Source organism: Cardiobacterium hominis (assembly GCF_900637305.1).
GTDB lineage: Bacteria > Pseudomonadota > Gammaproteobacteria > Cardiobacteriales > Cardiobacteriaceae > Cardiobacterium > Cardiobacterium hominis.
In genome coordinates this window covers 498,351-525,060 of the sequence record NZ_LR134365.1, presented here as the reverse complement: position 1 = coordinate 525,060, position 26,710 = coordinate 498,351, and the positions used below count along the sequence as shown (strand labels likewise).

At 57.6% G+C, this 26,710-nt stretch carries 28 protein-coding genes; 10 read left to right on the top strand and 18 right to left on the bottom strand.

Translation table 11 applies throughout. The annotated features are described in order from the left end of the window. Positions 1-31: 31 nt before the first annotated feature. Entirely contained in the window at positions 32-1,393 is a 1,362-nt protein-coding gene (gene cysS / locus EL199_RS02350; RefSeq protein WP_040355072.1) for a cysteine--tRNA ligase, read from the bottom strand. A gap of 58 nt (positions 1,394-1,451) precedes the next feature. On the opposite strand from cysS, the gene EL199_RS02345 reads away from it, so the two are divergent. From EL199_RS02345 to EL199_RS02330, 4 genes are read left to right on the top strand one after another with little or no spacing between them, the layout of a single operon-like run. Then, positions 1,452-2,021, top strand: a complete 570-nt coding sequence (locus tag EL199_RS02345) for a peptidylprolyl isomerase (RefSeq protein WP_004140669.1) — start codon at positions 1,452-1,454, stop codon at positions 2,019-2,021. Then, the gene (locus tag EL199_RS02340) at positions 2,018-2,509 is read left to right on the top strand and encodes a peptidylprolyl isomerase (RefSeq protein ID WP_004140670.1); all 492 of its coding nucleotides are present in this window, start codon (positions 2,018-2,020) and stop codon (positions 2,507-2,509) included. The genes EL199_RS02345 and EL199_RS02340 overlap by 4 nt, the downstream gene beginning before the upstream one ends. Before the next feature lie 51 nt (positions 2,510-2,560). Then, positions 2,561-3,058, top strand: a complete 498-nt coding sequence (locus EL199_RS02335) for a pilin (RefSeq protein ID WP_004140671.1) — start codon at positions 2,561-2,563, stop codon at positions 3,056-3,058. 40 nt (positions 3,059-3,098) lie between these two features. Beyond that, complete coding sequence (locus EL199_RS02330) at positions 3,099-3,833, top strand: UDP-2,3-diacylglucosamine diphosphatase (protein WP_004140672.1); 735 nt, start codon at positions 3,099-3,101, stop codon at positions 3,831-3,833. Between the two features lie 45 nt (positions 3,834-3,878). Here the strand turns inward: EL199_RS02330 and ccmA are convergent, their stop codons facing one another. From ccmA to ccmC, 13 genes are all read right to left on the bottom strand, one after another. Beyond that, positions 3,879-4,472, bottom strand: coding sequence for a heme ABC exporter ATP-binding protein CcmA (ccmA, locus tag EL199_RS02325; protein ID WP_004140673.1), 594 nt, complete (start codon positions 4,470-4,472; stop codon positions 3,879-3,881). A 19-nt stretch (positions 4,473-4,491) separates the two neighbouring features. Then, positions 4,492-4,914 (bottom strand): hypothetical protein, encoded by a 423-nt coding sequence (locus EL199_RS02320; RefSeq protein WP_004140674.1) that lies wholly within the window; start codon positions 4,912-4,914, stop codon positions 4,492-4,494. After that, entirely contained in the window at positions 4,915-6,222 is a 1,308-nt protein-coding gene (locus EL199_RS02315) for an AAA family ATPase (RefSeq protein ID WP_004140675.1), read from the bottom strand. A 205-nt stretch (positions 6,223-6,427) separates the two neighbouring features. After that, on the bottom strand, positions 6,428-7,558 hold the full coding sequence (locus EL199_RS02310) for a tetratricopeptide repeat protein (RefSeq protein WP_126315967.1): 1,131 nt from the start codon (positions 7,556-7,558) through the stop codon (positions 6,428-6,430). A gap of 156 nt (positions 7,559-7,714) precedes the next feature. Further along, complete coding sequence (locus EL199_RS02305; RefSeq protein WP_004140679.1) at positions 7,715-9,877, bottom strand: SEL1-like repeat protein; 2,163 nt, start codon at positions 9,875-9,877, stop codon at positions 7,715-7,717. 14 nt (positions 9,878-9,891) lie between these two features. Beyond that, positions 9,892-10,881 (bottom strand): SEL1-like repeat protein, encoded by a 990-nt coding sequence (locus EL199_RS02300; RefSeq protein WP_004140686.1) that lies wholly within the window; start codon positions 10,879-10,881, stop codon positions 9,892-9,894. Positions 10,882-10,911: 30 nt separating this feature from the next. Beyond that, on the bottom strand, positions 10,912-11,367 hold the full coding sequence (locus tag EL199_RS02295; RefSeq protein WP_004140687.1) for a cytochrome c-type biogenesis protein: 456 nt from the start codon (positions 11,365-11,367) through the stop codon (positions 10,912-10,914). Next, complete coding sequence (locus EL199_RS02290) at positions 11,364-11,828, bottom strand: OsmC family protein (RefSeq protein WP_004140690.1); 465 nt, start codon at positions 11,826-11,828, stop codon at positions 11,364-11,366. Before EL199_RS02290 ends, EL199_RS02295 begins: the two co-directional genes overlap by 4 nt. A 22-nt stretch (positions 11,829-11,850) precedes the next feature. Then, positions 11,851-12,387: a DsbE family thiol:disulfide interchange protein gene (locus EL199_RS02285; RefSeq protein WP_004140691.1), complete on the bottom strand. Its 537-nt coding sequence runs from the start codon at positions 12,385-12,387 to the stop codon at positions 11,851-11,853. A 130-nt stretch (positions 12,388-12,517) separates the two neighbouring features. Next, entirely contained in the window at positions 12,518-14,416 is a 1,899-nt protein-coding gene (locus EL199_RS02280; RefSeq protein ID WP_004140693.1) for a heme lyase CcmF/NrfE family subunit, read from the bottom strand. 335 nt (positions 14,417-14,751) lie between these two features. Continuing rightward, complete coding sequence (gene ccmE, locus EL199_RS02275; RefSeq protein WP_004140694.1) at positions 14,752-15,207, bottom strand: cytochrome c maturation protein CcmE; 456 nt, start codon at positions 15,205-15,207, stop codon at positions 14,752-14,754. Then, the gene (gene ccmD, locus EL199_RS02270) at positions 15,188-15,370 is read right to left on the bottom strand and encodes a heme exporter protein CcmD (RefSeq protein WP_004140695.1); all 183 of its coding nucleotides are present in this window, start codon (positions 15,368-15,370) and stop codon (positions 15,188-15,190) included. The genes ccmE and ccmD overlap by 20 nt, the downstream gene beginning before the upstream one ends. Beyond that, positions 15,367-16,098: a heme ABC transporter permease CcmC gene (gene ccmC / locus EL199_RS02265; RefSeq protein ID WP_004140696.1), complete on the bottom strand. Its 732-nt coding sequence runs from the start codon at positions 16,096-16,098 to the stop codon at positions 15,367-15,369. The genes ccmD and ccmC overlap by 4 nt, the downstream gene beginning before the upstream one ends. 164 nt (positions 16,099-16,262) lie before the next feature. On the opposite strand from ccmC, the gene EL199_RS02260 reads away from it, so the two are divergent. The 4 genes from EL199_RS02260 (at position 16,263) to EL199_RS02245 (ending at position 21,474) form a co-directional block, all read left to right on the top strand. Further along, complete coding sequence (locus EL199_RS02260; protein WP_004140698.1) at positions 16,263-16,478, top strand: DUF5363 domain-containing protein; 216 nt, start codon at positions 16,263-16,265, stop codon at positions 16,476-16,478. A gap of 24 nt (positions 16,479-16,502) precedes the next feature. Beyond that, the gene (locus EL199_RS02255) at positions 16,503-18,074 is read left to right on the top strand and encodes a carbon starvation CstA family protein (RefSeq protein WP_004140704.1); all 1,572 of its coding nucleotides are present in this window, start codon (positions 16,503-16,505) and stop codon (positions 18,072-18,074) included. 518 nt (positions 18,075-18,592) lie between these two features. Further along, complete coding sequence (locus EL199_RS02250) at positions 18,593-19,984, top strand: tyrosine phenol-lyase (protein WP_004140705.1); 1,392 nt, start codon at positions 18,593-18,595, stop codon at positions 19,982-19,984. Between the two features lie 245 nt (positions 19,985-20,229). Next, entirely contained in the window at positions 20,230-21,474 is a 1,245-nt protein-coding gene (locus EL199_RS02245; protein WP_004140706.1) for an aromatic amino acid transport family protein, read from the top strand. A 106-nt stretch (positions 21,475-21,580) separates the two neighbouring features. On the opposite strand, the gene EL199_RS02240 is transcribed toward EL199_RS02245, so the two are convergent. Together EL199_RS02240 and EL199_RS02235 are read right to left on the bottom strand one after the other, a co-directional pair. Further along, positions 21,581-22,288, bottom strand: coding sequence for a 5'-methylthioadenosine/adenosylhomocysteine nucleosidase (locus EL199_RS02240; RefSeq protein WP_040355075.1), 708 nt, complete (start codon positions 22,286-22,288; stop codon positions 21,581-21,583). 163 nt (positions 22,289-22,451) lie between these two features. After that, positions 22,452-22,727 carry a hypothetical protein gene (locus tag EL199_RS02235; RefSeq protein ID WP_040355077.1) on the bottom strand — a complete coding sequence of 92 codons (276 nt, stop codon included), beginning with the start codon at positions 22,725-22,727 and terminating at the stop codon, positions 22,452-22,454. 162 nt (positions 22,728-22,889) lie between these two features. Here EL199_RS02235 and nspC point away from each other — a divergent pair, with 162 nt between their 5' ends. After that, positions 22,890-24,059, top strand: a complete 1,170-nt coding sequence (gene nspC / locus EL199_RS02230) for a carboxynorspermidine decarboxylase (protein ID WP_004140709.1) — start codon at positions 22,890-22,892, stop codon at positions 24,057-24,059. Positions 24,060-24,067: 8 nt separating this feature from the next. Further along, positions 24,068-24,838 (top strand): metallophosphoesterase, encoded by a 771-nt coding sequence (locus EL199_RS02225; protein ID WP_004140711.1) that lies wholly within the window; start codon positions 24,068-24,070, stop codon positions 24,836-24,838. A gap of 220 nt (positions 24,839-25,058) precedes the next feature. On the opposite strand, the gene EL199_RS02220 is transcribed toward EL199_RS02225, so the two are convergent. Both EL199_RS02220 and EL199_RS02215 read right to left on the bottom strand, forming a co-directional pair. After that, positions 25,059-25,901 carry a PTS system mannose/fructose/sorbose family transporter subunit IID gene (locus tag EL199_RS02220; protein ID WP_004140712.1) on the bottom strand — a complete coding sequence of 281 codons (843 nt, stop codon included), beginning with the start codon at positions 25,899-25,901 and terminating at the stop codon, positions 25,059-25,061. A gap of 11 nt (positions 25,902-25,912) precedes the next feature. Continuing rightward, entirely contained in the window at positions 25,913-26,704 is a 792-nt protein-coding gene (locus EL199_RS02215) for a PTS mannose/fructose/sorbose transporter subunit IIC (RefSeq protein WP_004140713.1), read from the bottom strand. Positions 26,705-26,710 lie beyond the last annotated feature (6 nt).

The window sequence follows — 26,710 nt, the reverse complement described above, 5'->3', positions numbered from 1 at the left end:
GGGAGCTCCTGTAGGGTGCGGGGGCAGGGTGTTATTCATACCGCCATTCCACCCCGCCCGCGGTGTCTTTGATGATGATGCCCTGCGCGGCGAGTTCCGCGCGGATGGCGTCGGCACGGGCGTAGTCTTTTGCCGCTTTGGCTTCTGCGCGCGCGTGGATACGGGCGAGGATGTCGGCCTCGCTTAGCGAGCCGCTGTTTTCGCCTTTGAGCCAGTCGGCAGGGTTTTGTTGTAAGAGGCCGAGGCGGCCGCTGAGGGTTTTCAGGGTGGCGGCGAGCGCGGTTTCACCGCTGTTGAGGCGCCGCGCGAGGTCAAAGAGGACGGCAAAGGCTTTCGGGGTGTTGAAGTCGTCGTTCATCGCCTCGTCAAAGGCGGCGACGGCGTCCGCGTCCATCGCGCCGTCCGCGGGCGCCTTGTCGAGCGCGCTGTAGAGGCGGGTCAGCGCTTTTTTCGCCTCATCGAGGGCGGCGTCGCTGTAGTTGAGCGGGCCGCGGTAGTGGCTGCTGAGGATGAAGGCGCGCAGGGTTTCGCCGTCGTATTTTTTCAGGACGTCGCGCACGGTGAAGAAGTTGCCGAGCGATTTGCTCATTTTTTCGTTGTCAATCTGCACGAAGCCGTTGTGTATCCAGTAATTGACGTGCGGGTGGCCGCAGGCGCCTTCGCTTTGCGCGATTTCGCATTCGTGGTGCGGGAATTTGAGATCCATGCCGCCACCGTGGATGTCGAAGTGTTCGCCGAGGGTCTCTGCGCCCATCACCGAGCATTCGATGTGCCAGCCGGGGCGGCCTTTGCCCCAGGGGCTGTCCCACGCCGGTTCGCCGGGTTTTGCCGCTTTCCACAGGACGAAGTCGAGCGGGTCTTTTTTGGCTTCGTTCACCGCGATGCGCTCGCCGGCGCGCAGATCATCAAGGCTGCGGTTGGCGAGTTTGCCGTAGGCGGGGAAGCTGCGCACGGCGTAGTACACGTCGCCGTTATCGGCGGCGTAGGCGTGGCCTTTGGCGATAAGGGTTTGCACGAGTTCAATCATGCCGGAAACGGCGGCGGTCGCGCGCGGCTCAACGTCCGGCCGCTGGCAGCCGAGCGCCGCTTCGTCTTCGTGCATGGCGGTGATGAAGCGCGCGGTGAGGGCGTCTATCGGCTCGCCATTTTCATGGGCACGGGCGATGATTTTGTCGTCGATGTCGGTGATATTGCGCACGTATTTGAGCGCGTAACCGCTCGCGCGCAGGTGGCGGGCGATGGTGTCAAAGACGACCATCACCCGCGCGTGGCCGATGTGGCAGTAGTCATAGACGGTCATGCCGCAGACGTACATGCCGATTTTGCCGGGCTCGCGTGGGATGAAGGCTTCTTTTTGCCGGGTCAGGCTGTTGTAAAACTGCAATGCGTTCATGAATCTCTCCGGGGAAATTTTGCTAGTATAGCCGCCCCTTAGCCAACCCTGAAATGCCATGAAAAACCTGCTTTTCACCCTCGCCCTGCTCGGCGGCAGCGCGCTGGCGACGCCGACCGCCATCATCCACACCTCGATGGGCGACATCACCGTCGAGCTGGACGAAGACCGCGCCCCGGCGACCGTCGCCAACTTCCGCCGCTACGCCGAAGACGGCTTCTATAACGACACCATCTTCCACCGCGTCATCCCCGGCTTCATGATCCAGGGCGGCGGCCACACCGCCGACATGAAAGAAAAGCCGACGCGCGAGCCGATTGCCAACGAAGCGCACAACGGCCTGAAAAACCTGCGCGGCAGCATCGCCATGGCGCGCACCAGCAACCCGCACTCGGCGACGGCGCAATTCTTCATCAACCTCGTCGATAACGACGCGCTCAACCCCGGCGGCGCCGACGCCTACGGTTACGCCGTCTTCGGCAAAGTGGTGAGCGGCATGAGCACTGTGGACGCCATCGCCAAAGTCAAAACCGGCGCCCGCCTGCCCTATGCAGACGTGCCGGAAAAAACCGTCACCATCCAGACCGTAGAAATCCTGCCTGAACCCAAAGAGGAAAAAGCCAAATGATCCGCTTCACCACCAACCACGGCGTCATCGACATCGAACTCGACTTCGACAAAGCGCCCATCACCGCGAAAAACTTCCAGCAATACGCGGAAGACGGCTTCTATAACGGCACCATCTTCCACCGCGTCATCCCCGGATTCGTCATCCAGGGCGGCGGCATGGAACCCGGCATGGTCGAAAAAGACACGCGCGAGCCGATCGAAAACGAAGCCGACAACGGCCTGAAAAACCTGCGCGGCACCCTCTCCATGGCGCGCACCAGCGACCCGCACAGCGCCTCGTCGCAGTTTTTCATCAACCTCGTTGATAACGGCTACCTCAACCACACCAGCAAAACCAACGCCGGCTGGGGCTACGCCGTCTTCGGCAAAGTCGTCGCCGGGCTGGACGTGATTGATAAAATCGCCGCCGTCAAAACCGGACGCAGCGGCATGCACCGCGACGTGCCGGTGGAAGACATCATCATCGAGAAAACAGAAATCCTGTAAACCACCCACCGCCCCTGTTCGCCTGCAACAGGGGCGCTACCAGGCACCCCCGTGAACGAAAATAACCGCGGCACGCCGCTTTGGCTCATCATCGGCATCGCCGTCTGCGTATCCCTTTTGAGCATCGCCGTCTACGATTACCTCAACAAACGCTACGAACGCCAAGAAGCGCGGGAAATCGCGGCGCGGCACGAGCAAGAAAAAGACACCGCTGCCGCAGCGGCAGTGCATAAAGACCGCCTCCGCCATGCCATAAACGCGGGCAGCGTGCTGAAAACCTACATTGCCGAATACCACGCCAATACCGGCGAAACCCCGGCAGATCTCGACGCCCTTGGCTTGCCGCCAGACTGGCTACCCAGCGACCTGCTGCAAGAAGTCGAAGTACGGCCGGGCGGGCTCGTCGTCATGCACTTCACCCCGGAAAGCGGCTTGCAGGGCGAAGTCCGCCTGCAAATGCGCGTTGACAGCGCCGCCTACCAATGGGATTGCAGTGGCAACATCCCCGAAATCGCCGAAGCAAGTGACGGCTGCCGCTATGTCCCGTAAAAACCGGCAGCCTTCGCGCTGGAGATAACCCGGCTGCCCTATGGCCACCTACTTCCTTGCCGACATCCACCTCGCAGAAAACCGCCCGGAAATCACCGCGGCCTTCCTTGCAACCCTCGCCGCCATCGCCCGCGACGCCGACGCCATCTACATCCTCGGCGACCTCTACGACTACTGGCTCGGCGACGACCTCGCCACCCCCTACCAGCAGCGCATCGCCGCCGCCCTCGCCGCGCTGCCTTGCCCGCTGTACTACCAGCACGGCAACCGCGACTTCCTCCTCGGCACCGCCTACGCCCAAACCGCACGCCTGCGCATCCTCCCCGAACGGCACACCCTCACCCTCGGCGGTCGCACCGTCCTCCTCGAACACGGCGACCTCCTCTGCAGCGACGACCGCGGCTACCAGCGCCTGCGCCGCATCCTGCGTTGCCGCCTTCTGCAATGGCTTTACTACCGCCTGCCGCGCGCGCTGCGCCTGCGCATTGCCGAAAAACTGCGCGCCCAAAGCAAAACACGCACCCGCCGCAAAGCCGCGCGCATCACCGACACCAACCCCGCCGCCATCCGCACCGCCCTGCACAGCGCCCGCGCGACCATCCTCATCCACGGCCACACCCACCGCCCTGCCGTGCATCGCCTGGATGACGGCAACACCGTGTACGTCCTCGGCGACTGGCGCCCGCACGGCGAAATCCTGCGCTACGCCGACGGCGCATGCACGCTGATAAACAGCGCCGAAATCATCCATGCGCCCGATAACGCAGGCGCATGAAAAAGCCGCTCGGTTGAGCGGCTTTTTTGTGGCGGTGTGTCGGGTTCATTGTCCCAGCAGATGGCGGGTTTCCAGTACGGGTAGGTCAAGCGGTTGGTGGCTGGTGATGATGGCGGCGCCGCCGTGTTGTCGGTGTTGTTCGAGGTGGGCGAGTAGGGTAGCGGTGGTCGTGGCATCGAGGGCGGTCAGCGGTTCGTCGAGCAGCCACAGCGGCGGGGTATCGAGCCAGAGGCGGGCGAGTTGGCAGCGGCGCTGCTGCCCGGCGGAGAGGTGGCGGCTTTGTCGGTCGTCGTGGGCGTTCAGGGCGACGGCGGCAAGTGCGGCATCAAGGCGCGCTTCCAGTCCGGCGCCGTGCATGCCGTGGTAGAGGCGGGCGGCGTAGCGCAGGTTTTCGCGCGCGGTGAGGGTGGTTTTGATGCCGGGACGGTGGCCGAGGTAGAGGTGCGGCGCGTGGCGGCGGATGGTGCCGCCCTGCGGGGTGATGAGGCCGGCGAGCGCTTGTAGCAGGGTGGTTTTGCCGCTGCCGTTGTCGCCGGTGAGGTGGAGGATTTGTCCGGCGGCGATGTGCAGGCTGTAGTGGCGCAGGAGCAGGCTGCTGCCTTTGAGCAGGGTGAGGTTGTCGGCTTCGAGGAGGGTCATGAGTTAATTTATTTATTCCTCAAATTGTATATTCCAAAGCACGAGATTTTATAACTAAGATAATATTTTGCGCCCTCGCTTTTCTCTTTAATACCTGATTTTCTGTAGAGTTTTCTGGGCTTCGGTTACAAATAATAAATCCTTTTTTTGTTCCTTTGTTATTTGATAAGGTAACGCAAGTATTAATAATTTGTTCTAAAGCTTTTGACAAATCACTTCCTTTAAATTCAATAAAGTACTCTTGAATATCAGGATGGTTAGTTATTTTTAACATATAGTCGCAACGTTGAATGTTTCCTGTTATTGCACACCCATCTACTTTAATAATCTCTATTGTGAACGAATGAGGATTTTTGATTATAATTTTTTGAGGATTTCCTTTATCTTTTAGCGTTATATTAGATTGCGCGGTTGTAGTAATGCAGTTATTAGGTATTTTCATTTATGCCTCTGTATCAAACTCTATATCTAATAATTTATCAAATTCTATGGATATATCTTCTGATGCAGAATCAAGAATTTTAGCATTAATTAAATTGCTGTCTAAATCAATTATATCATTACATACTCCATTTGATAATGAGTAGGCAGATATTTTATCTATAGAAATAATTTCGCTAGATTGAATATGTTCAAATACTTTAGACGTTTTATTTTTATCATTTTTATCTATTATATTCCCAGCTAATAATAAATTATTAAAAGATGCTAGCACATAAGGGCTATGTGTGGTAATAAATAACTGATAACGACTCTCCTCATTATTACATAATCTGGCTAAGAGCTTAATAATTTTATTTTGTGCTATTGGAAATAAATGAGCCTCTGGTTCCTCAATAAAGAAAGTTACCGTCTCTGTTCCGAAAGAAACTCTATTTTTTAATAATGTTTCTAAAATTATAAGAAGAGGTAAAATTTCTTGTTGCCCTGAAGATGCATTAGCAAGGTTAACTTTTCTTTTATCCAAGTGTATTAAATAATCTTTGTCATTTTCTCTCTGGTATGATGACTTTAAAATATCGGATATTATTTTTTCTATTTCATTGTGCCTCTTTTCTTCTTTATTATCTGGCTTTAAGATTCTACCCATTCTTCGATTTAATATGTGTTTAAAATTCTCGTAAATCGAACCAAATTCAATTAAAAAGGGATCTAATGTTTTGTTTGCACTTAAAAAAGAGAATATGTTGGCTTGAAGGTTTGCATAAAAACTACGGCCTGCAGGTATAAAAAATTGTCGACCACAAAATTTCTGTTCATCTTTTGAGAGTAAAAGGTATAAATTTTTCTGTAAATCTTGTTTTAAAAGATGATTTCTAAAGAAATAATCATCTTCTTTTAAAGAATTTTGATCTTGGGCTTTTCGATAAATATTTTTTAAATGTGCAATAATATCATCTAATTTTTTGGTGAATTTTAATTTTAATTTACCTTTGACATCCCTATTAATTGAGATTCCTATTAATTCATCTAGATAATAAGAAATTGAAAAAGGGGATTCTCCGCATGATTCTTTAGGGAAATATGCGTTGAATTTTTTTAACTGCTCATTTTTAAATATTCTTTTATCTTCACCATCTGATATTGATTCAATTATATCAGAAAGAATATTTTTAAAAAAGAAAAGTAGCTTTACTGTGATACTCTTTCCTGACGCTTGAGGGCCAATAAAAATATTAATTTGCCTAAGTTCAACTTCTAAAGAAGTCATTCCACCAAAATTTTTAATAGATATTTTTTCATTGCTCATAATAGCCTCAAATGCTATAGTATACATAACATAGATAATACATATCTAAGAGCCAAAAATCAATATTCAAATGAAAGATTTTAAGTCTCACTAGTATATAGACAAACATTTTTCATTTTGGATACATTAATTTATTTTTAAAACTAATGATTTTATACGGTGCATATATTTTAATTTAAATCAATTAAATTGAGACCAGATTTATTTACGGCAATTCGAGGGTGAGGGTGGCGTTGCCGCTGGCGGTGTGTTCTTTTTCGGCGAGGCGCTGCCCACTGACGTTACCGTCGGCGCTCAGGATCGCGCGGTAGGTGAGTTGCGGGCGGCTGCCGAGGCTTTCGCCGGTCATGCTGTCGCGGTCGGTGAGTTGCAGGGTTTGCGTTAGCGCCGGGGCGGTGGCGCGCACGGCAAGCGGCATGCGTTCGCCCGGCAGGCTGGCGCTCACGTAGAGGCGGGCGGTGGGCGGCAGGCTCGCCAGGGTGTCGGGGTGGATGTGCACGGTGATGGTCGGTGCGTTTGCGGTGTTGGCGCTCGGGGTGTCGTTGTCGGCGGGGATGAGGCGGTAGAGCGGGTGTTCGGGGGCGAGTTCGCGGCGCAGCTCTCCCCACAGCGGCGCGGCGAGGTTTTTTTTGCCGCTTTGGGTGTAACCGGCGGCGAGCAGGATTTTGGCGAGCGGATTCTGCCCGCTTTGTGCGCGCAGGATGGTTTCGATGTCCGGCGGCATCGGGCGGTCGGGGTGGGCAAAGAGGCTGGTTTGGGCGTAGTCGAGGGCGAGTGCGGCGTCGTTCGGCGCGAGTTTGCGCGCGCGGGCGTAGATGTCGGCGGCGATGGGGTATTGGTTGTCGCGGTTGTAGCAGCGGGCGAGGGTGGCGAGTTGCTGCGGGTCGCTGCGGTCGATGCGTTGTTGGAGTGCCTGGCAGTAGATGGTGAGGCTTTCGGCGGGGATTTGCGCGATTTCGCCGAGGTATTGGCTGCGCAGGAGGACGGGCGCGAGTTCGCGGGTGAGGTCGTGCCAACGGCGGCTGTTAGCGTGGTCGGCCAGTTGCCAGAGGAGAAGGGCGCAGGCGCTGGCGAGCAGCATCGCCGGGATGTGCCAGCGCGGCGGGCGCGCGGCGCGGGCGGCTTTGCCGGCGCGCAGGTTTTTCAGAGCGTGGTAGAGGCGGTAGTCGTGTTCGTCCTGGTTGGCGGGGTCGGCGGTGTTTTGTTCGCGCCAGGCGGCAATCAGCGCGCGCTGCTCGGCGGCAGGATCAGCGGGCGCGTAGCGGCGGTGCGCCGCGCGCAGCAGGGGCAGGAGGGCGAGGAGGGTAAGGAGGAGTGGCGGGAGGAGGTAGGGCATGGTGTTCAGGGGGCGGATGTTTGGGAACTGGATTTTGCGGCAGGTTTTTGGAAGCGGGCAAATTTCATCGGGCGGGCGGTGCGGTAGGTGAGGATGGCCGCCAAGCGGCGCGGTTGCGGGCTTTGTCGCGGCGCGGGTTTATGACGCGTTGCCGTGTCATTTGCCGAATTTCTGCAATGCTGCTTTGGCGCTTTCGTCGCCTTGCGCAGCGGCTTTTTCGAACCACTCGCGGGCTTTGCTGATGTCACGCAGTACACCCTCGCCGTTGTAGTAGAGGGCACCGAGGTTGAATTGGGCTTGGGCATGGCCTTGCGCGGCAGCTTTTTCCCACGAGGCACGCGCTTTGCCGTAGTCCTGCGCGACGCCCTGGCCATTGGCGTAGAGGATACCGAGGTTGTATTGCACGTTGGCATCATCTTGTGCGGCAGCCTTTTCATACCACGCACGCGCTTGGGCGTAATCCTGCGCTACGCCTTGGCCGTTTTCGTAGAGGACGCCGAGGTTGTATTGGGCTTTTGCATGATCCTGTGCAGCGGCTTTTTCCCACCATGCGCGCGCCTGGGCGTAATCCTGCGCGACGCCTAGGCCTGCGTTGTAGAGGGAGCCGAGGTTGAATTGCGCTTGGGCATCATCTTGAGCAGCAGCTTTTTCGAACCACGCGCGTGCTTGACCGTAATCTTGCACAACGCCACGGCCTTCGGCGTAGAGGACACCGAGGTTACTTTGGGCTGCGGAAAGTCCTTGGGTGGCGGCTTTTTCGTGCCACGCGCGTGCTTGGCCGTAATCCTGCGCGACGCCTTGACCGTTGGCGTAGAGGACACCGAGGTTACTTTGGGCTGCGGAAAAACCTTGGACGGCGGCTTTTTCAAACCAGGCACGCGCTTTGCCGTAGTCCTGTGCCACACCTTGCCCGTCTCGGTATAGAACACCGAGGTTGTATTGCGCTTGAACCAATCCTTGTGCGGCAGCTTTTTCGTACCAAGCGGCAGCTTGGGTGTAGTCCTGCGTTACGCCTTTGCCTTCGTCGTAGAGGACGCCGAGGTTGTATTGGGCTTGGGCATCATCTTGGGCAGCAGCCTTTTCGAACCAGACACGCGCTTTGCCGTAGTCCTGCGCAACGCCTTTGCCTTCGTCGTAGAGGACGCCGAGGTTGTATTGGGCTTTGGCATCACCTTGCGCGGCAGCTTTTTCGTACCACGCGCGCGCCTGAGTGTAGTCCTGCGGCACACCTCGGCCATTGGCGTATAGGATACCGAGGTTGTATTGGGCATCGGCATAATCTTGGGCGGCGGCTTTTTCGAACCACGCACGCGCGTGACCGTAGTCCTGTGCAACGCCTTTGCCTTCGTAGTAGAGGACACCGAGGTTGTATTGGGCAGCGGCATAACCTTGAGCGGCAGCCTTTTCATACCACGCACGCGCTTGGGCGTAGTCCTGCGCGACGCCTTGGCCGTTGGCGTAGAGGATGCCGAGGTTGCTTTGCGCTTCGGCATCGCCTTTTTCAGCGAGGGTTTGCCATTTTTCCAGTGCGGTGGCGTAGTCCTGCTGTTCGTAAGCCTCTGCGGCGGCGGCCATCAGCGTTTCTTTTTCGCTATCACTCAAGGCATAGGCGGCGCTTGCGGCGAGAAGGAGGGCAAGGCAGAGGGTGATTTTTATGGTTTGGTTCCGTTTTATTGGGGGATTTTTTGCAAGAGCCTGCTGCGCGGCTTGCTGGATTTCTTTGTCATCCGTTTGTGTGGCGGCTTTTTCGAACCACGCGCGGGCTTTGTTGATGTCCTTCGGTACACCCTCGCCGTTGTAGTAGAGGGCGCCGAGGTTAAATAGTGCCCTGGCATCATTTTGGGCGGCGGCTTTTTCCATCCATTCACGCGCTTTGCCGTAGTCTTGCGGCACGCCCAGCCCCGTGTAGTAGAGATCGCCCAAATTGTATTGGGCGACGGCATTGCCCTGAAGAGCAGCTTTTTCATACCACTCGCGTGCTTTGCCGTAATCCTGCGGCACGCCATGTCCTTGGGCGTAGAGAAGGCCAAGATTGGTTTGTGTCCGGGCATCGCCTTGGGTGGCTGCTTTTTCCAGCCATTCGAGCGCTTTGCCGTAATCCTGTGTTACGCCTTTTCCTTCGTAATAGAGGACGGCAAGATTGCTTTGCGCGGCGGCATCGCCCGCCTCAGCGAGGGTTTGCCATTTTTCCAGCGCGGTGGCGTAGTCCTGCTGTTCGTAAGCCTCTACGGCGGTGGTCATTAGCGTTTCTTTTTCACTGTCGCTCAGGGCATGGGCAGCGGCTGCGGCGAGGAGGAGGGCAAGGCAGAGGGTTTTCATGGTCTGTTTCCGCTTTATTGGGGGATTTTTTGCAAGGCCTGCTGTGCGGCTTGCTGCGCTTCTTTGTTGTCTGTTTGGGCGGCAGCTTTTTCCCACCACAGGCGCGCTTGGGCGTTATTTTTTGGCACGCCTTGACCATTGCCGTAGAGGGCTCCGAGGTTGTATTGGGCTTGGGCATAACCTTGGGCGGCGGCTTTTTCGTACCATGTGCGCGTTTGACCGTAATCCTGCGCAACGCCTAGGCCTTTGGCGTAGAGGACACCGAGGTTGTATTGGGCACCGGCATCACCTTGGGCAGCGGCTTTTTCCCACCATGCGCGCGCTTGCCCGTAGTCCTGCGTGACGCCTTTGCCTTCGTAGTAGAGATAACCGAGGTTGTATTGGGCATGGGAATTGCCTTTGGCGGCTGCTTTTTCGTACCAGGTGTGTGCTTGGGCGTAGTCCTGCGCGACACCGTGGCCGTTGTTATAGAGGATACCGAGGCTGTTTTGGGCATTGGCATCATCTTGGGCAGCGGCTTTTTCGAACCAGGCGCGTGCTTGCGCGTAGTCCTGCGCGACGCCTTGACCTTCGGCGTAAAGGACACCGAGGTTGTGTTGGGCACTGGCATCACCTTGGGCGGCAGCCTTTTCGTACCAGGCGCGCGCTTGCGAGTAGTCCTGCGCCACGCCTTGGCCCTCGCCGTAGAGGGCGCCGAGGTTAAATTGGGCATCAACATGATCCTGTGTGGCGGCTCTTTCCCACCATACAGCAGCTTGAGCGTAGTCCTGCGGCACACCTTGACCGAGATAGTAGAGAGCGCCCAGTTCAAATTGGGCGGTGGCGTCGCCTGCCGCTGCACGTTGTTGCAGGTCGGTGAGGGCGCTGTCCGCTGCGGCTTGTTCGGCATCGGCACGTTTTTGCCATTGTCTGAAATCGGCGGTTTGCTTGCTGGTCGCGTCGTCTGCGGCCAAGGCATGAGCAGTTGCAGCGAGAAGGAGGGCAAGGCAGAGGGGCTTGTGCATCGGGTTCTCCTGGGGTGGCTTGGGCGTGGGTCAGTTTTTTTCTGTTTCAGCGACCCATTGCTGCAATTCGCGTTTTTCAGCGTCGCTCAAGCGGTGGGCGACGGGAGGGCGGCGGCGCGCGTGCCACCACCAGGCGACAGCGGCGAGCATCGCCGCAAATGGCGCGATCCACAGGGCGAGGGTTTGGCTTTTCAGCGGCGGGTCGTAGTGGATGAAGTCGCCGTAGCGTTCTTGTAGCCAGCGGTTGATGTCGCTGTCGCTTTCGCCGTCGCGGATGCGGGCGGCGATTTGTTCGCGCAGTTGGCGGGCGAGCGGTGCGTTGGATTCGGCGATGTTGCTGTTTTGGCAGGTGGGGCAGCGGATGTTTTGGATGAGGTGCTGGTAGCGGGTGTTTTCGACCGGGTCGCTGAAGTCGGGCGCGTCGTTGAGCGCGGCATGGAGCGGCAGGGTGAGGGCAAGGAGGAGGGGGAGGAGGCGGCGGGTCATGCTTGTTCGATGTGGGCGTCGATGGTGACGGGGCAGTTCAATGTGTTGGCGATGTAGCAATCGCGGTGGGCGTCATGGTGCAGGGCGAGGGCAAGTGCCGGGTCGGACGCAGCGCTGATGGTAACGCGCGGCTTGAGGCGGATGGCGGTCATGCGGCCTGCGGCTTCGTTCATTTCGGCTTCGGCGTCGTCGCGGTAGGCGAGGACGGTGATGCCGTGGTCGGCGCAGTGGTGCAGGTACCAGAGTTTGTGGCAGGCGGAGGCGGCGGCGAGCAGCAGTTCTTCGGGGTTCCAGCGGGCGGGGTCACCACGGTAGGCGGGGTCGGCGGAACCGGGGATGTCCGCTTTGCCGGGGGCGCGGTGGATATGGTCGCGGCTGTAGGCGATGTAGTGCGCTGTGCCTACGCCGAGGTTGCCTGTCCATTCGGTACGGGTGTGGTAGTGGTGGGTTTTGGCGGTCATGGGCGTTGTGCGGGTGATGTTGTTACGGATGCTTTAATAGCGGCTGGAATTGTTCTTGCCAAACCTGCGGGGTGAGCGCGCCGGCGTGGCGGTATTGGATGGTGCCGTCGGCGGCGATGAGGTAGGTTTCCGGTGCGCCATAGACGCCGAGGTCGGTAATCAGGGTGCCGTTTGCGTCGCGCAGGTTGAGGCGGTAGGGGTTGCCGTGGCGGGCGAGGAAGGCGGTGGCGTCTGCGATTTCGTTGGCATTGTCCGCCGGCCAGTTGATGCCGACGATGGGGATTTCTTTGCCGAGTTGCAGCAGGTAGGGGTGTTCGTCGTGGCAGGCGGGGCACCAGCTGCCCCAGATGTTGAGCAGGTAGGGTTCGCCTTGTGGCAGGTCAGCGCTGGTGTGGCGCTGTTGGTCGCTCTCAAGGGCGGGCAGGTCGATGGCGGGCAGGGTTTTGCCGGTGGTGACAGACGGCAGTACCTGCGGGTCTTTGCCGAGGCCGCTGACAAAGAGGGCGATGAGGGCGGCGAAGGCGGCGAGCAGGGTGATGGCGAGGGTTTTGCGGTTCATGGGGCTGTGGTGTTTTGGTAATTGGGGGAGTGGAAGCTGTTTACGTCGTCTGGGGGTGCGGTCGCTGTGCGGATTATTTGCTGCCCCCACCCTGTTCCTCCCCCACGGGGGAGGGGGTAGTCTGGCGGATTCATCCCACTTTGCGTTGCGGGAGGGCGGCGAGCGCGGCGCCGGCAGCCATGATGAGCGCACCGAGCCAGATCCAGATGATGTAGGGTTTGTATTGCAGGCGCACCGCCCAGGTGTCGGCGTTGATGGCTTCGCCGAGGGCGAGGTAGAGGTCGTGCGTCGGCGTGATGTGGCGCGCGCTTTCGGTCATCGGCATGGTGCTGCTGTGGTAGTTGCGTTTGCTCGGCAGGAGGACGGTAACGGGGGTGCCGTCGGTTTTTTGTACGAGGATTTTGCCGACGGTGGCGGTGTAGTTCGGCCCTTCGCGCGTTTCTAAATCGACCAGCGTCAGGCGGTAACCGGCGAAGTCGAGGACGCTGCCGCGTTTCAGGCTGTGGTCTTGTTCGTTGCTGTAGAGGCCGGTGGCGGTGATGCCGAGCGCGGTGATGAGGTAGCCGAGGTGGGCGAGGGTCATGCCGCTGTAAGCGCGGGTGATGGGCAGGCGGTGGCGCAGGCGGTCGGTGGTATCCACGATGATGGCGGCGGCGGCGGTCATCGCGGCGAAGACGGCAAGCGCGGTGCGGGTTTGCCAGGTGTCGGCGAGGGTGAGGGTGAGCAGGGTGGCGGCGAGGGCCAGCGCGAGTACGGCGGCAAGGCGCGGCACGAGGCGGCGGGCGCGGTCGTTTTTCCAGCGCAGGAGCGGGCCGATGCCGAGGAGGATGAGGCTTGCGAGCGCGAGCGGCACGATGAGGCGGTTGTAGTAGGGCGCGCCAACGGAGATTTTGCCGAGGTTGAGGCTGTCGGCGGCGAGCGGGTAGAGGGTGCCGGTGAATACGATGAGGCAGGCGCCGGTCATCAGCCAGTTGTTGGCGAGGATGCCGGTTTCGCGCGAGAGCAGGGCGTAGGGGGCGCGGCTGGTAAGTGCGGGGGCGCGCTGGATGAGGAGGATGAAGGCGGGCAGGGTGATGGCGACGAGCAGGGCGAGGATGTAGATGCCGCGCGTCGGGTCGGCGGCGAAGGCGTGCACCGAGGTGAGGACGCCGGAGCGGACGAGGAAGGTGCCGATGAGGCTGAGGCTGAAGGCGAGGATGGCGAGCAGTGCCGTCCAGGTGAGGAAGGCGCCGCGTTTTTCGCTGACGATGAGGCTGTGCAGCAGCGCGGTGCCGATGAGCCACGGCATGAGCGAGGCGTTTTCCACCGGATCCCAGAACCACCAGCCGCCCCAGCCGAGTTCGTAGTACGCCCAGTAGCTGCCGAGGGCGATGCCGAGGGTCAGCGCCAGCCAGGCGGCGAGCGTCCACGGGCGGGCGCGGCGCAGCCAGAGGGTATCGAGCCGCCCTTGCCAGAGTCCGGCGACGACGAAGGCGAAGGCGACGGCAAAGCCGACGTAGCCGGTATAGAGCAGCGGCGGGTGCAGGATGAGGCCGGGGTCTTGCAGCAGCGGGTTGAGGTCGGCGCCGTCAAAGGGGGCGGGCAGGGCGCGGCTGAAGGGGTTGGAGGTGAAGCCGATGAAGGTGATGAAGCCGAGGCTGATGGCGCCGAGGACGGCGAGGATTTTCGCGCGCAGGTCGTCCGGCAGCGCCTTGCTGCGCACGGCAAGCGCCGCGCTCCACAGTCCCAGGATTTCTATCCAGAGGAGCAGCGAGCCTTCATGCCCGCCCCAGACGGCGGTGAGGCGGTAGTACCACGGCAGCAAGCTGTTGCTGTGCGCTGCGATGTAGCGCACCGCGAAGTCGTTGGCGATAAAGCCGTAGCCGAGGGCGGCGATGCTGAAGGTGAGCAGCGCGCTTTGTGTTTTTGCGGCGCTGACGGCAAGGGCGCAGGCGGTGCGGCGGTCGGCGCAGAAGGTTGGCAGGAGGGCCTGCAGGAAGGCCATCGCGCCCGCCAGCCACAGGGCGTAGTGTCCGGTTTCGACAAGCATTAGGTGGCGCTCCAGGTTGCTGCGATTTTAATCGTCGGGTGTATCCCTGCCCCCACCCCTCGATTCCCATGAAAAAGGCTGCCGCCTTTTTCATGGGTGCCCTCGCCCCTCCCCCACGGGGGAGGGGGAAAATCGGCAGGCATGCGGACTTTTGTTTTCGTTCGTCGCTTCGGCGCTGCTTCTATTTGTGTAGCACGCAACGGCTGGTCGAATAGCGGAAAGGCTCCCTCCTCCGTGGGGGAGGGCTGGGGTGGGGGCAGCAAACAAGAGGCAGGCGAAATTTTGTCCCCGGCTGTTCGCCTTGTTTCGGTATCCGTCATAGTTTTGAAAAAATTTTATTTTTGCTGGCTCTGGTGCTGGTAGCCGCTGCGCTGCATGTCTGCCTGTACCTCCGGCGGCATGTAGTTCTCGTCGTGCTTGGCGAGGATTTCATCGGCACGGAAAACACCGTCCGCGCCGAGCGTGCCGCGCGCAATCACCCCTTGTTTCTCGCGGAACAGGTCGGGCAGGATGCCGGTGTAAGTGACGGCAAGCGGCGGATGCTGAAAATCGGTGATGCGAAAACGCACGGTGAGGCTGTCACCCTCGCGCGTGAGCGAATGCTCCTCGACCATACCGCCGACGCGGATGCCGGGCTGCTCCAGCGGCACCGCCTTTTCGGCGACGCTTTGCAGCGAATAGTAGTGGTTCAGATCATTTTGCATCGCATAAAGCAAGAGCGCGACGGCGGCGGCGAAAGCGGCAAAAATCAGGCTGATGAGGGTGAGGCGTTTAGTTCTGGCGGGCGTCATCGTGGCGTTTCAGGGTTGCGAGGGTTTGGCGCAGGCGGCGTTGGCGGCGACAGACATACACATGAATGGCGATGAGGGCGGCAAGCGTCAGGCCATAAGCCGTCCACACATACACGCCGTGCGTGCCCATGCGGAAAAACTCGCTCAAACTGGCAAAACTCATGAACCCTCCAACTGCCGCCGGATGCGGGCTTCCAGAATCAAATTGCCGACGCCGCGCAGAATATACACCGCAAACAGCGCATAAAACGCGAGCAGCATGACGATAAGCGGCCAGAGCATCGTGCCATCAATGGACGGGCCGCCCGCGCGGAACAGCGTCGCGCCCTGATGCAGCGAATTCCACCACAGCACCGAATAATGAATCACGGGAATATTGATAACGCCGACAATGGCGAGGATGGCAGAAAGGCGGTCGGCCTGGTCGCGCTCCTCAATACTCGCCTGCAACAACATATAAGCGAGATACAAAAAAAGCAGAATCAGCTCGGAAGTCAGACGCGCGTCCCACGTCCAGAACGTGCCCCAGGTTGGCTTGCCCCAAATCGCGCCGGTGGCGAGGGCGACGGCGGTCATCAGCGCGCCATACGGGGCGGCGGCGCGGGCGAAAAAGGCGGCGATGCGGCTGCGCCAGACAAAAAACAGCAATGAGGCCAGCGCAAGCAACACATAAATACTCATCGACAACATCGCCGCCGGTACATGGATGTAAATAATGCGAAAACTGTTCTTCTGCTGATAATCCATCGGCGCAAACGCCAGCCCCCAGACGGCGCCCACCGCGAGCAGCGCCCAGGCAAGCGGGGCAAGCCACGGCAGCACGGCGGCGCTCAAGCGCTCAAAACCGGCGGGGCTGACCCGGCGTTGCAGCCATTTATGCAGGAAATTCATGTTAATGCCTGATGATGATTCAAGAAGTTAGACGGCGCGCATTATACAAGCAGGCGCGATGGCGGCGAAGGCGTAAAACCGGCGATAAGGCACAGTTTTTCTGATGAAGTGCGGGTAAAGATTGCGGGTATAATGTGCAAAAATTAACGTAGCGAGGTGATTCGATGCGCAAAGACGGTGAAAACCTGTTCAAGTGGCTATGGCGCAAATACAACGAGTTCTACGATGAAGCCGGATTTTCCAAAGTAGGCAGCTGTCGGCGTTGTGTACCGTTCATCAAAGAAGATCCGCCGCTCTTGCGGCCGGACCGTCTGCAAAAACTGAACGAAGACACGCGGCGGCAGGCGCAAAAAGACCGGCAGGATTCGCAAGAATTTTGATTTTTTTATTTCAGGAGTGTAAGTATGATTTTATTTTTTTTCTGTGTGGCCTTGCTGCTGGCAGGCTATTTCATTTATGGCGCGCTGATGGTGAAGGTATTTGGTATCAAACCGCAGCGCTCGACGCCGGCGCATACGCATGCCGACGGCGTGGACTATGTACCGATGTCGCGCACCAAAATCTGGCTGATTCAATTATTGAATATTGCCGGGACGGGGCCAATTTTCGGTCCGATTCTGGGCGCACTTTATGGTCCGGTAGCGATGCTGTGGATTGTCATCGGCTGTGTCTTTGCCGGTGCGGTGCATGATTATTTCTGCGGCATGATTTCCGTGCGCAATAATGGCGCTTCCATTCCGGCGATGTCCGGCCGCTATATCGGGATGCCGATGAAGCACATTATTAACGTCATTGCGCTAATTTTGCTGGTGCTGGTCGGTGTAGTATTCGTTACCAGCCCCGCCGGACTTTTGACCAGTATTACCGAGCAGATTTTGGAACGCTCCGGCGATGCGGTCATGAAAGGCAATCCGCAGCACGATAATCTGGTGCTGACTTGGGTCTGCATTATCTTCGTGTATTACATCATCGCGACGTTGCTGCCTATCGACAAGATCATTGGCCGTATTTATCCGCTTTTTGGCGCGTTGTTGATGTTCATGACGGGCGGTATGCTCTTTGGTCTGCTTTTTGAAGGAATCCCGCTCTTTCAAACGGTTGGCCTGCAAGATGGCGTTTCCTGGAGTAATTTCTTCCAGAATTTCCATCCGGGTGCCAATAGCCTGCCGATTTGGCCGCTAATTTTCGTCACCATTACGTGCGGTGCGATTTCCGGTTTCCACGCGACACAAACACCGATGATGGCACGCTGCATGGAAAATGAACGCGAAGGCCATTTCATTTTCTATGGCGCGATGATTACCGAAGGGGTGATTGCCCTCATTTGGTGTATGGTCGGTCTTTCTTTCTATCCTGAAGTACAGGCATTGAAAGGCGCGATTGATGCCGGTACGCCGTCCAAAGTCGTTTATGATGCGGCAATGAGTATGCTCGGTACTTTCGGCGGCATTCTCGCAGTATTGGGTGTCGTCGTATTGCCGATTACTTCCGGCGATACGGCTTTCCGCGCCGCGCGTCTGCAAATTGCCGAATTCCTCGGCGATTATATGGACACGGATCAGCGCAAGATTGGCAAGCGTTTGCTAATCACCATTCCGCTGTTTGTCGTTGGCGTTATTCTGACCCGCGTCGATTTCACGGTATTGTGGCGTTATTTCAGCTGGGCGAACCAAACTACGGCGACGATTATGTTGTGGACGGCGGCGGCTTATCTCTATCGCCATCAGAAATTCCACTGGGTTTGCACGATTCCGGCGGTCTTTATGACGCAAGTCTGCGCCAGTTATCTGTTCTTCGACCAGAAGATCGGCTTCGGCTGGGTCTGGGCGAAGGTCGGCTTCGGTGAGCATCTGTGGGATGCGGCGATGGTAAGCGGTGCGGTGGTTGCCGCTGCGCTGACGGCGCTGTTCTTCATTGGCCTCAAACCGAGCGGCATGAATGCTGGCGGTATTGTCGCGGTCAGCATGGACGATTAAGCGGAAGCAGGGCGTGTGCCCTCTCCTCAATCCCGTTCCCAAGGGCGGGTAAAACCAAACGGCGCTTCGGCGCCGTTTTTTGTGTGCGCAAGATGGCTTTGTGGAAAGCCGCCGCGTAGGTATGAGCAAGGGGATGTGGATTTGTAGCGTTTTCACCACAAACTGAACAGCGCCGGAGCTGGACGTGCGCAAAGAGGTCACGCTGCCCGTGCGCGCAAGGTGATGTTTTCGCTTTCAGCCATTTGCGGGTCATAAAGGCTATGTCGTACCGCCGTTGTTAAAAAATGTGAAAAATTTTTTCGCATAATTTACCAGCGGTTACCCGCATTATGGCGTGGAAAGTTGTGGAAATATGTTGTTTTGATGTGATGAGATGTTGACACCTGTGGGCGAAATGCCTAAGATTCGCGCCAACAAAGATTGAGCATCTTTAACCTATTTGCCCGGCAACGGGCGAAAAGTATCCGTCATGACGGGTGTCATGATGTGGTTTTTGTAAACAGTCCAGGAGTTTAGCCATGAGCAACTACTATCCGAAAAAATACCCGGCCGAGCCGTTCAAAATCAAAGCGGTTGAACCGATCGCCATGACCGATCGCAAACAGCGTGAGGAATATATGAAAAAAGCGGGTTACAACACGTTCCTGCTTGATTCCAAAGACGTTTACATCGACCTCTTGACCGACAGCGGCACCAGCGCGATGAGCGACAAACAATGGGCTGGCCTGATGATTGGTGACGAAGCCTATGCCGGTAGCCGCAACTTCCACCACCTGGAAGAAGTCGTGCGTGAATACTATGGCTTCAAACACGTCGTCCCGACCCACCAAGGCCGTGGTGCAGAAAACCTGCTCTCTACCATCATGATCAAACCGGGCGACTATGTTCCGGGCAACATGTACTTCACCACTACCCGTGCGCACCAGGAACGCAATGGCGCGACTTTCCGCGACATCATCATCGACCAGGCGCACGATTCCCAAGCGGATTTGCCGTTCAAAGGCGATGTCGATATCAAGAAACTGCAAGCGCTGATTGACGAAGTCGGTGCCGACAAGATTCCTTATGTTTGCGTTGCCGTTACCGTAAACCTGGCAGGCGGTCAGCCGGTCAGCATGAAAAACATGCGCGCCGTCCACGAGCTTTGCAGCAAACACGGCATTAAAGTGATGTTTGACGCGACCCGCTGCGTCGAAAACGCTTACTTCATCAAAGAACGCGAGCCGGAATACAAAGACAAGACCATTCGCGAAATTCTGAAAGAAATGATGAGCTATGCCGACGGCTGCACCATGTCCGGTAAGAAAGACTGCTTGGTCAACATCGGCGGCTTCCTCTGCATGAACGATGACGACCTCTATCAAAAAGCCAGCGAACTGGTCGTATTGTACGAAGGTATGCCTTCATACGGCGGTTTGGCCGGTCGTGATATGGAAGCGATGGCAGTCGGTATTACCGAATCTGTGGACTTCCACTATATCCAACACCGTGTTGCCCAGTGCTACTACCTCGCACAAAAACTGGAAGAAGCCGGTGTGCCGATCGTTAAGCCGGTAGGTGGTCACGCGGTATTCCTCGATGCCAAAGCATTCTTCCCGCATATTCCGCAAGAAGAATTCCCGGCACAAACCTTGGCAGCACAACTTTATATTGAATCTGGCGTACGCAGTATGGAACGCGGTATCGTATCCGCAGGCCGCGATAAAGTGACTGGTGAAAACCACAAACCGAAACTGGAACTGGTGCGTCTGACCATTCCGCGTCGTGTTTATACTTATGCGCACCTGGATCACGTGGCTGAAGGCGTTATTTCACTCTTCAAACACCGCGACAACATTAAAGGCATGAAGATGGTTTACGAACCGAAGTTGCTCCGCTTCTTCACTTCACGCTTCGAACCGATCGCATAATAACTCGCACATCGGGGGGCGTTGTTTCGACAATGCCCCCTTTATTTTCCCCACAATCGTGAAATGACTGAAAAAAACATCATGATCTTGCGCCGCCCGCCAACCGTACCTTGAATCATAACCTCCTGTATTGGTGGGACTGTCTTACAAACAACCCGCATTTTCCATAATGCGCGAAGCGCCTTGATTACGGATTCATCCATTCCACGAACATTTCCGATTCATATCAATCAAGGAGCTTCATTATGAACAAAACCCTTGGCACAACATTGCTGGTCTCCGGCACCATGATCGGAGCAGGGATGCTGGCAATGCCACTTACTTCCGCCGGTATCGGTTTTACCTTTACCGTCGTTCTTCTCATTTCACTGTGGATTTTGCTGACTTATAGCGCGCTGCTATTCGTCGAAGTCTATCAAACTACGGAAAGCGATTCCGGTATCGGCACGCTCTCCGCCCTCTATTTTGGCAATGCTGGCCGCGTCGTTTCCACGACGGTGATGTTTGTCTTTCTTTATGCGCTGCTTGCCGCTTATATTTCCGGCGGCGGCGAAATTCTGATGAAAGCCACACAAAGCACCGGCTTATTGGGGCAGGAAGGGGTTATTGCCAACACTTCGCCGGAAATGACGCTGAAGATTTTCATCGGCATATTCACCGTATTCTTTGGTTCATTCGTCATCATTAGCACCAAAGTGGTGGATGGCTTTAACCGCCTGCTCTTTTTCGTCATGCTTGTCGCCTTGGTCGTGGTGATGTTCGTCATGTTCCCGAAAGCCAGCGTGCAAAATCTTATGGCGATGCCGCTCGATAATGCGCTGATTATTTCCGCCGCGCCCATCTTCTTCACTTCTTATGGTTTCCACGGATCCATTCCGTCGCTGGTCAAATATATGGAAGGCGATGTGCGCGGCTTGCGCATTGCCATCGTCACCGGTTCTGCCATTACTTTGGTCGGTTATATTCTGTGGCAACTTTCCACGCACGGCGTTTTGTCCCAAGGCGAATTTACCCAAATTCTTAAAGAAAAGCCGACGCTTTATGGTTTGATTGAAGCCTGCCGTCGCATTACCGGCAGCGAAATCATCGCCTCTGCCGTGCAGTTGTTCTCCGCCTTGGCGCTGGTTACTTCATTCCTCGGTGTCGCCCTCGGTCTTTTTGACTGCACGGAAGATATGTTGCGCAAAGGGCTGCATATCAATGCTGGTCGCCTGCTGCTTGGCGCGATCACCTTCCTGCCGCCGGTTCTCTTCGCCTACTTCTATCCGGACTTTATCGCCGCGCTGAGTTATGCCGGACAAATGTTCGCCTTCTTTGCGGTCGTGTTGCCGGTCGGTCTGGTGTGGAAAGCGCGCCGCCGCTATCCAAACCTGCCGTACCGCGTCGCCGGTGGGGATATTGCGCTCATCATTGCGCTGGTCATTGGCATCGTCGTCGCCTGTATTCCGTTCTTTGTTAAGGCGGGTATGTTGCCGCCGGTAGTGGGTTAATCCCCGATGTGGCTGGCGCGCAATGCGCCGCCAACAAGGCGGAATTTATCTGCGAAAAACCCTCTCCTGTGGAGAGGGTTTTTTGTCAGCGGCGCTAAGGGCGTGTTTACAACGCCTTGACGAGGTTTTCGACCATTTCGGCGGAGTGGGTCGCCGCCATTTGCAGGAAGGTCTCGAAGCTGTATTCGGCTTCGCCGTCGGCAAGGTCGGAAAGCGCGCGGATGATGACGCAGGGACGGGCGAACTGGTAGCAGGTCTGGGCGATGGCGGCGGCTTCCATTTCGACGGCAAGGGCGTCGGGGAAGTGCGTGCGGATGCGGGCGATTTTGTCGGGGTGGTTGATGAACTGGTCGCCGCTGACGATCAGGCCGCGGTGTATCGCGGCGCCATCAAAGGCGACCGCCGCGCGGGCGGCGTGTTCGACCAGCGTCGCGTCGCTGTCGTAGCGGGCGGGCATCTGCGGCAGTTGGCCGATGACGTAGTCAAAGGCGGTGGCATCGGCGTCGTGGTGCGCGGTCTGGATGCCGACGACGACGTCGCCCTGCTTCATGCCGCCTTGCAATCCACCAGCGCTGCCGGTGTTGATGACGCAGGCGGCCTGGTATTTTTCCAGAAGGATGGTGGTGGTGATGGCGGCGTTTACTTTGCCGATGCCGCTTTGCGCGAGCAGGATCGGTTTTCCGGCCAGCGTGCCGCGGGTGATGGCGACGTGCGCGACCTTTTCATGCTGCGGCTGCGCGATGCGGCTTTGTAGCAGGGCGATTTCCTGCTCCATCGCGCCGATGATGGCGACGGGGGTGTTTTTTTGTGTCATGTGCGTGTTCTCCATGTGAGTTTTCGCGACGCATTGTAAGGGATTTTGCTGCCATCTCTTTCATATTCCATGTAAACCCGCTGACGCCGCGGTCGTTTAGGGAATGCGGCACGGTCCCGCGATCCCGCTATTAATCGCTTATGTATCGTGGCGTGAATGGCCGTCAGAGGATGCCGTCCAGCGGGATTTTGCCGCAGTCGTCTGTTTCGCCGACGCGGATTTTGCGCAGGTAGCATTCGCGGATGCGCGCGCCAGGCTGGAGGATGGCGAGGTTCTCTTTGAGTTTTTTCACGGCGTAGTCGGGTTTGTAGGCGACGGCGACGACCGCGGTTTCGTCGTCGTCGGTTCTGATTTGTCCCAGATAGAGGTATTCGCCGAGGCGGAAATCAGGGGCGTCGATGCGGGCGTATTCGTCGCGCAGATTCAGGATGGGGCTCATGGGTTTCTCCGGTGTTTGAAAGGGATTTGCATCTTGCGCCTACAGGCGCGCGTTGTCATGGATTTCTGTCAAGTGCGCGGCGGTTGCGCGGGTTTTTCTTTATAATATCGCCGCGTTATGCGGCTTTCGCCGTCCCCTGCCACCTGAAATTCGAGGATTACCATGAGCCTTTTGCACGATACTTTCCGCCGTCTGGATTTGTCCCGCCTGCCTACGCCCTGTTATGTGGTCGATGAAGCGCTACTGGAGCGCAATTTGCAGCTGCTTGCCCATGTGCAGGCGGAGAGCGGCGCCAAGGTGCTGCTCGCGCTCAAGGGCTTTGCGATGTTTCATTTTGCCCCGCTGATTTCGCGTTATTTGTCCGGCGTCTGCGCCAGCGGCCTGCATGAGGCGAAGCTCGGCCGCGAGTTTTTTTCCGGCGAGGTGCATACGTTTTCCGCCGCCTACCCGCCCGCCGATATGGACGAGGTGCTGGCGCTGTCCGACCATGTGATTTTTAATTCGTGCAATCAGTGGGAGCGTTTCCGCGCGCAGGCGCTCGCCGCCGCTAAACGCAAGCCGCTGCATTTCGGTCTGCGCATCAATCCGCAGCAGTCCGAGGGGGCGGTGGCGATTTATGACCCGAGCGCGCCCGGTTCGCGTCTCGGCGTGATTCGCGGCCAGTTGCGCCCCGAATCGCTCACCGGCATTACCGGTCTGCATTTTCATAATCTCTGCGAGCAGGATGTGGCGCCGCTGCGGCGCACGCTGGCGGCGGTGGAGCGGCAGTTCGGCGATATTCTGCCGCAGATGCAGTGGGTGAATTTCGGCGGCGGCCATCATGTGACGCGCGAGGGGTATGCGGTCGAGGAATTGATTGCGCTGATCCGCGCCTTCCGCGAGCGCTGGGGGGTTGAGGTGTTCATCGAGCCGGGCGAGGCGGTCGCGCTCGGCACCGGCGTGTATGTCACGGAAGTTCTGGATGTTATCTGGAACCATCTCAACATCGCGGTGATTGACGGCTCCTGCACCGCGCACCTGCCGGACGTGCTGGAGATGCCCTATCGCCCGGACGTCCTCGGTGGCGCGATGCCGCATGAGCGCCCTTATACCTATCGCATTGGCGGCCTGACCTGCCTCGCCGGCGATATCATCGGCGATTACAGCTTTGCCGAGCCGCTGGAAGTGGGCAAGCGATTGATGTTTATGGATATGTCGCACTACACCATGGTGAAGACCAACACCTTCAACGGCGTCAAACTGCCCGCCATCGTCGCCTGGGACAGCCGCACGGACGCTCTTACCACCGTGCGCGAATTTGGCTACGAAGACTTCAAAATGCGGCTTTCCTAGGAGCGGACATGAAAATCGGCGTCCACAGCGACCTGCACAGCGAATGCAGCCTTTGCACCATCAGCAACCTCGCCGAGCTGGACGTGCTCGTCCTCGCCGGCGACATCGGCGACCCGGCGACCGTGCCGCTCTTTTTCGATTACCTGCGGCGCAAGGCGCCAAAACTGCCGGTGCTGTACGTGCTGGGCAACCACGAATACTACGGCTTTGCGCTGAACGAAGCGAAAGACCTCTACCGCAGCATCTGCCAAAAATACGACATCACCCTGCTCGACAACGACAGCATCATCCTCGACGGCGTGCAGTTCATCGGCTCCACCTTGTGGACGGATTTCAGCCTTGGCGGCGATGCGGACGCCTCGATGCGCTGGGCGGGGCGCACGCTGCCGGACTTCCGCGAAATCTACGACGAAAAAGGCCGCCCGCTCACCCCGGAAACCATGCGCATGCTGCACCAGGTGAGCCGCGCCTACATCGAAACCGCGCTGGATCCGGCGGCGGAGGCGCGCGTCGTCATCAGCCACTTCGTGCCGCGCCTCGAACTCGTCGCCAAGCGCCACTACACCAAAGCCGTCGGCCTGCTCCATTCCGCCTACTGGACGACGCACCTGCCGGAACTTACCACGCGCGCCAACCTGTGGATCTACGGCCACAGCCACGACAACATCAGCACCTACATCGGCGACACCCGCTTCGTCAGCAACCAGCGCGGCTACTCGCGCATCTACGATCAGGCGGAGCAGCGCGATTACAACCGCGAGTATTACGTGCTGATTTGAAAGGGCGTGCCAGTTTGGCAAGCAGCTAGGGCGTGTTGACAATTCGGCGAACGAGCCCCTCTCTCGCTACGCGAGCAATGCTTGTCCCTCTGGGACTGGAACAGATCGCGTAGCGAGAGAGGGGGATTGTTCAATTGCAAACAGCCCCTAACCCCACCGGTAACGATGACATTAAAAAACCCCTGCCGGGCAGGGGTTTTTTCTTTGGGTGAAGGTGCGTTTACAGCCCCAACACACCCAGATAGCGGCCCGCGATACCTACCGCGAACATCACGAAGATGATGGCGATGGCGCTCACTTTTTTCTTCAGCAACGTCATGCAGAGGAAGGTCAAAAGCAGCGGGACGAGGCCGGGCAGCAGGTCGTTCAGTACCGATTGCACGGTGGTGACGACTTCTTCGCCTTTTTGGTTGGTGTAGCGGGCGATTTCCAGCGGGATGTTCAGGCTTGCCCAGCGTGCGACGAGGCCACCCATGACAAAGAGACCGAGCACGGAGGCACCGGTGGTCAGTTTCTGCAGCTGGCCGCCTTCCATGTCCTGCACGATTTCCGTGCCTTTTTCGTAGCCGTATTTCATGCTGTACCAGCGGGTGAGGATACGGATAATGTTGATGCCAATGAAGAAAAGCAGCGGCCCCATGATGTTGCCGGTGATGGCAAGCGAGGCGCCCAGCGCGGCGAGGATGATGCGCGCGGTACCCCAGTAGATCGGGTCGCCGACACCGGCGAGCGGCCCCATCAGACCGACTTTCACGCCGTTGATGGCGCCGTCGTCAATCGGGGCGCCGTTGGCGCGTTCTTCTTCCATCGCCGCGGTGACGCCCATGATGGCAGAGCCTATCCACGGCTGGGTGTTGAAGAATTCGAGGTGGCGCTTCAGCGCTGCCGCCTGGTCTTCTTTTTTGCTGTAAAGGCGCTTGATGGCGGGCATCATGGTGACGCAGAAGCCCATCGACTGCATCCGCTCGAAGTTGAACGAGCCGAGCAGGAAGGTGGAGCGCATGTACATGCTGCGCAGGTCACCTTTGGTCAGTTTTTTGTGGTTTTGGGTCATTTCGGTCATGGTCGTTCTCCTTACAGTCCTTCGAGTTCATCGTCGGCAAGCGGCGCTTGTCGGGCGGCAGGGCCTGCGGCGGCGCTCTTGTTGAAGCGCGGGCTTAGCTGGATGTAGAGCGCGGCGAGTACGGTGCCGATCATGCCCAGGCCGATGAGGTTGTAGCTGGAGAAGGTGGCGATGACGAAGCCGAGGAAGAAGAACGGCATCAGCGCCTTCGCGCTCATCATGTTAATCACCATCGCGTAACCGACGACGACGATAACGCCCCCGGCGATGCGCAGGCCTTCGGAGACTTCAACCGGAATTTTGCCGAGGAATGCCTGCACGTTTTCCGCGCTGGCGGTGGCGACGACAATCGCTGCCGGAATGGCGACGCGCAAGCCTTGCAGGAGCAGCGCGCCGTAGTGACAGAGCTCGATGCCGCGGAAATTCGCCTCTTTGGCGAACTTGTCCGCCTGGTGCTGGAAGAAGACGGCGATGGTGCGCACGAAAATGGTCAGCATTTGCCCTGCGACCGCGACCGGAATGGCGATAGCGATACTTTCCTGCGCCGGTTGTCCGCCCTTGATGACGAGAATGGCAGCGATGACGCTGGCGAGCGCCGCATCCGGCGCCATGGCCGCGCCGACGTTCATCCAGCCGAGCGCGACCAGCTCCAGCGTGCCGCCGACCATCACGCCCGTTTTCAGGTCGCCGAGGACGAGGCCAATCAAAGTACAGGCGACCAGCGGGCGGTGCGTCTGCCGTTCATCGAGCACCGATCCCATACCGCAGATCAGGCCGACCAAAGTTACCAGAATAATATCCATCTGAAT

Coding starts and splice junctions, on each gene's coding strand:
- EL199_RS02340 (WP_004140670.1), top strand. CDS start 2,018: ATGATCCGCTTCACCACCAACCACGGCGTCATCGACATCGAACTCGAC.
- ccmE (WP_004140694.1), bottom strand. CDS start 15,207: ATGACGCCCGCCAGAACTAAACGCCTCACCCTCATCAGCCTGATTTTT.
- EL199_RS02240 (WP_040355075.1), bottom strand. CDS start 22,288: ATGACACAAAAAAACACCCCCGTCGCCATCATCGGCGCGATGGAGCAG.
- EL199_RS02290 (WP_004140690.1), bottom strand. CDS start 11,828: ATGACCGCCAAAACCCACCACTACCACACCCGTACCGAATGGACAGGC.
- EL199_RS02235 (WP_040355077.1), bottom strand. CDS start 22,727: ATGAGCCCCATCCTGAATCTGCGCGACGAATACGCCCGCATCGACGCC.
- EL199_RS02305 (WP_004140679.1), bottom strand. CDS start 9,877: ATGAAAACCCTCTGCCTTGCCCTCCTCCTCGCCGCAGCCGCTGCCCAT.
- EL199_RS02300 (WP_004140686.1), bottom strand. CDS start 10,881: ATGCACAAGCCCCTCTGCCTTGCCCTCCTTCTCGCTGCAACTGCTCAT.
- EL199_RS02320 (WP_004140674.1), bottom strand. CDS start 4,914: ATGAAAATACCTAATAACTGCATTACTACAACCGCGCAATCTAATATA.
- ccmA (WP_004140673.1), bottom strand. CDS start 4,472: ATGACCCTCCTCGAAGCCGACAACCTCACCCTGCTCAAAGGCAGCAGC.
- EL199_RS02255 (WP_004140704.1), top strand. CDS start 16,503: ATGATTTTATTTTTTTTCTGTGTGGCCTTGCTGCTGGCAGGCTATTTC.
- EL199_RS02315 (WP_004140675.1), bottom strand. CDS start 6,222: ATGAGCAATGAAAAAATATCTATTAAAAATTTTGGTGGAATGACTTCT.
- EL199_RS02250 (WP_004140705.1), top strand. CDS start 18,593: ATGAGCAACTACTATCCGAAAAAATACCCGGCCGAGCCGTTCAAAATC.
- EL199_RS02260 (WP_004140698.1), top strand. CDS start 16,263: ATGCGCAAAGACGGTGAAAACCTGTTCAAGTGGCTATGGCGCAAATAC.
- EL199_RS02220 (WP_004140712.1), bottom strand. CDS start 25,901: ATGACCGAAATGACCCAAAACCACAAAAAACTGACCAAAGGTGACCTG.
- EL199_RS02245 (WP_004140706.1), top strand. CDS start 20,230: ATGAACAAAACCCTTGGCACAACATTGCTGGTCTCCGGCACCATGATC.
- EL199_RS02215 (WP_004140713.1), bottom strand. CDS start 26,704: ATGGATATTATTCTGGTAACTTTGGTCGGCCTGATCTGCGGTATGGGA.
- EL199_RS02330 (WP_004140672.1), top strand. CDS start 3,099: ATGGCCACCTACTTCCTTGCCGACATCCACCTCGCAGAAAACCGCCCG.
- ccmD (WP_004140695.1), bottom strand. CDS start 15,370: ATGAGTTTTGCCAGTTTGAGCGAGTTTTTCCGCATGGGCACGCACGGC.
- EL199_RS02345 (WP_004140669.1), top strand. CDS start 1,452: ATGAAAAACCTGCTTTTCACCCTCGCCCTGCTCGGCGGCAGCGCGCTG.
- ccmC (WP_004140696.1), bottom strand. CDS start 16,098: ATGAATTTCCTGCATAAATGGCTGCAACGCCGGGTCAGCCCCGCCGGT.
- EL199_RS02285 (WP_004140691.1), bottom strand. CDS start 12,387: ATGAACCGCAAAACCCTCGCCATCACCCTGCTCGCCGCCTTCGCCGCC.
- EL199_RS02280 (WP_004140693.1), bottom strand. CDS start 14,416: ATGCTTGTCGAAACCGGACACTACGCCCTGTGGCTGGCGGGCGCGATG.
- nspC (WP_004140709.1), top strand. CDS start 22,890: ATGAGCCTTTTGCACGATACTTTCCGCCGTCTGGATTTGTCCCGCCTG.
- EL199_RS02295 (WP_004140687.1), bottom strand. CDS start 11,367: ATGACCCGCCGCCTCCTCCCCCTCCTCCTTGCCCTCACCCTGCCGCTC.
- cysS (WP_040355072.1), bottom strand. CDS start 1,393: ATGAACGCATTGCAGTTTTACAACAGCCTGACCCGGCAAAAAGAAGCC.
- EL199_RS02225 (WP_004140711.1), top strand. CDS start 24,068: ATGAAAATCGGCGTCCACAGCGACCTGCACAGCGAATGCAGCCTTTGC.
- EL199_RS02310 (WP_126315967.1), bottom strand. CDS start 7,558: ATGCCCTACCTCCTCCCGCCACTCCTCCTTACCCTCCTCGCCCTCCTG.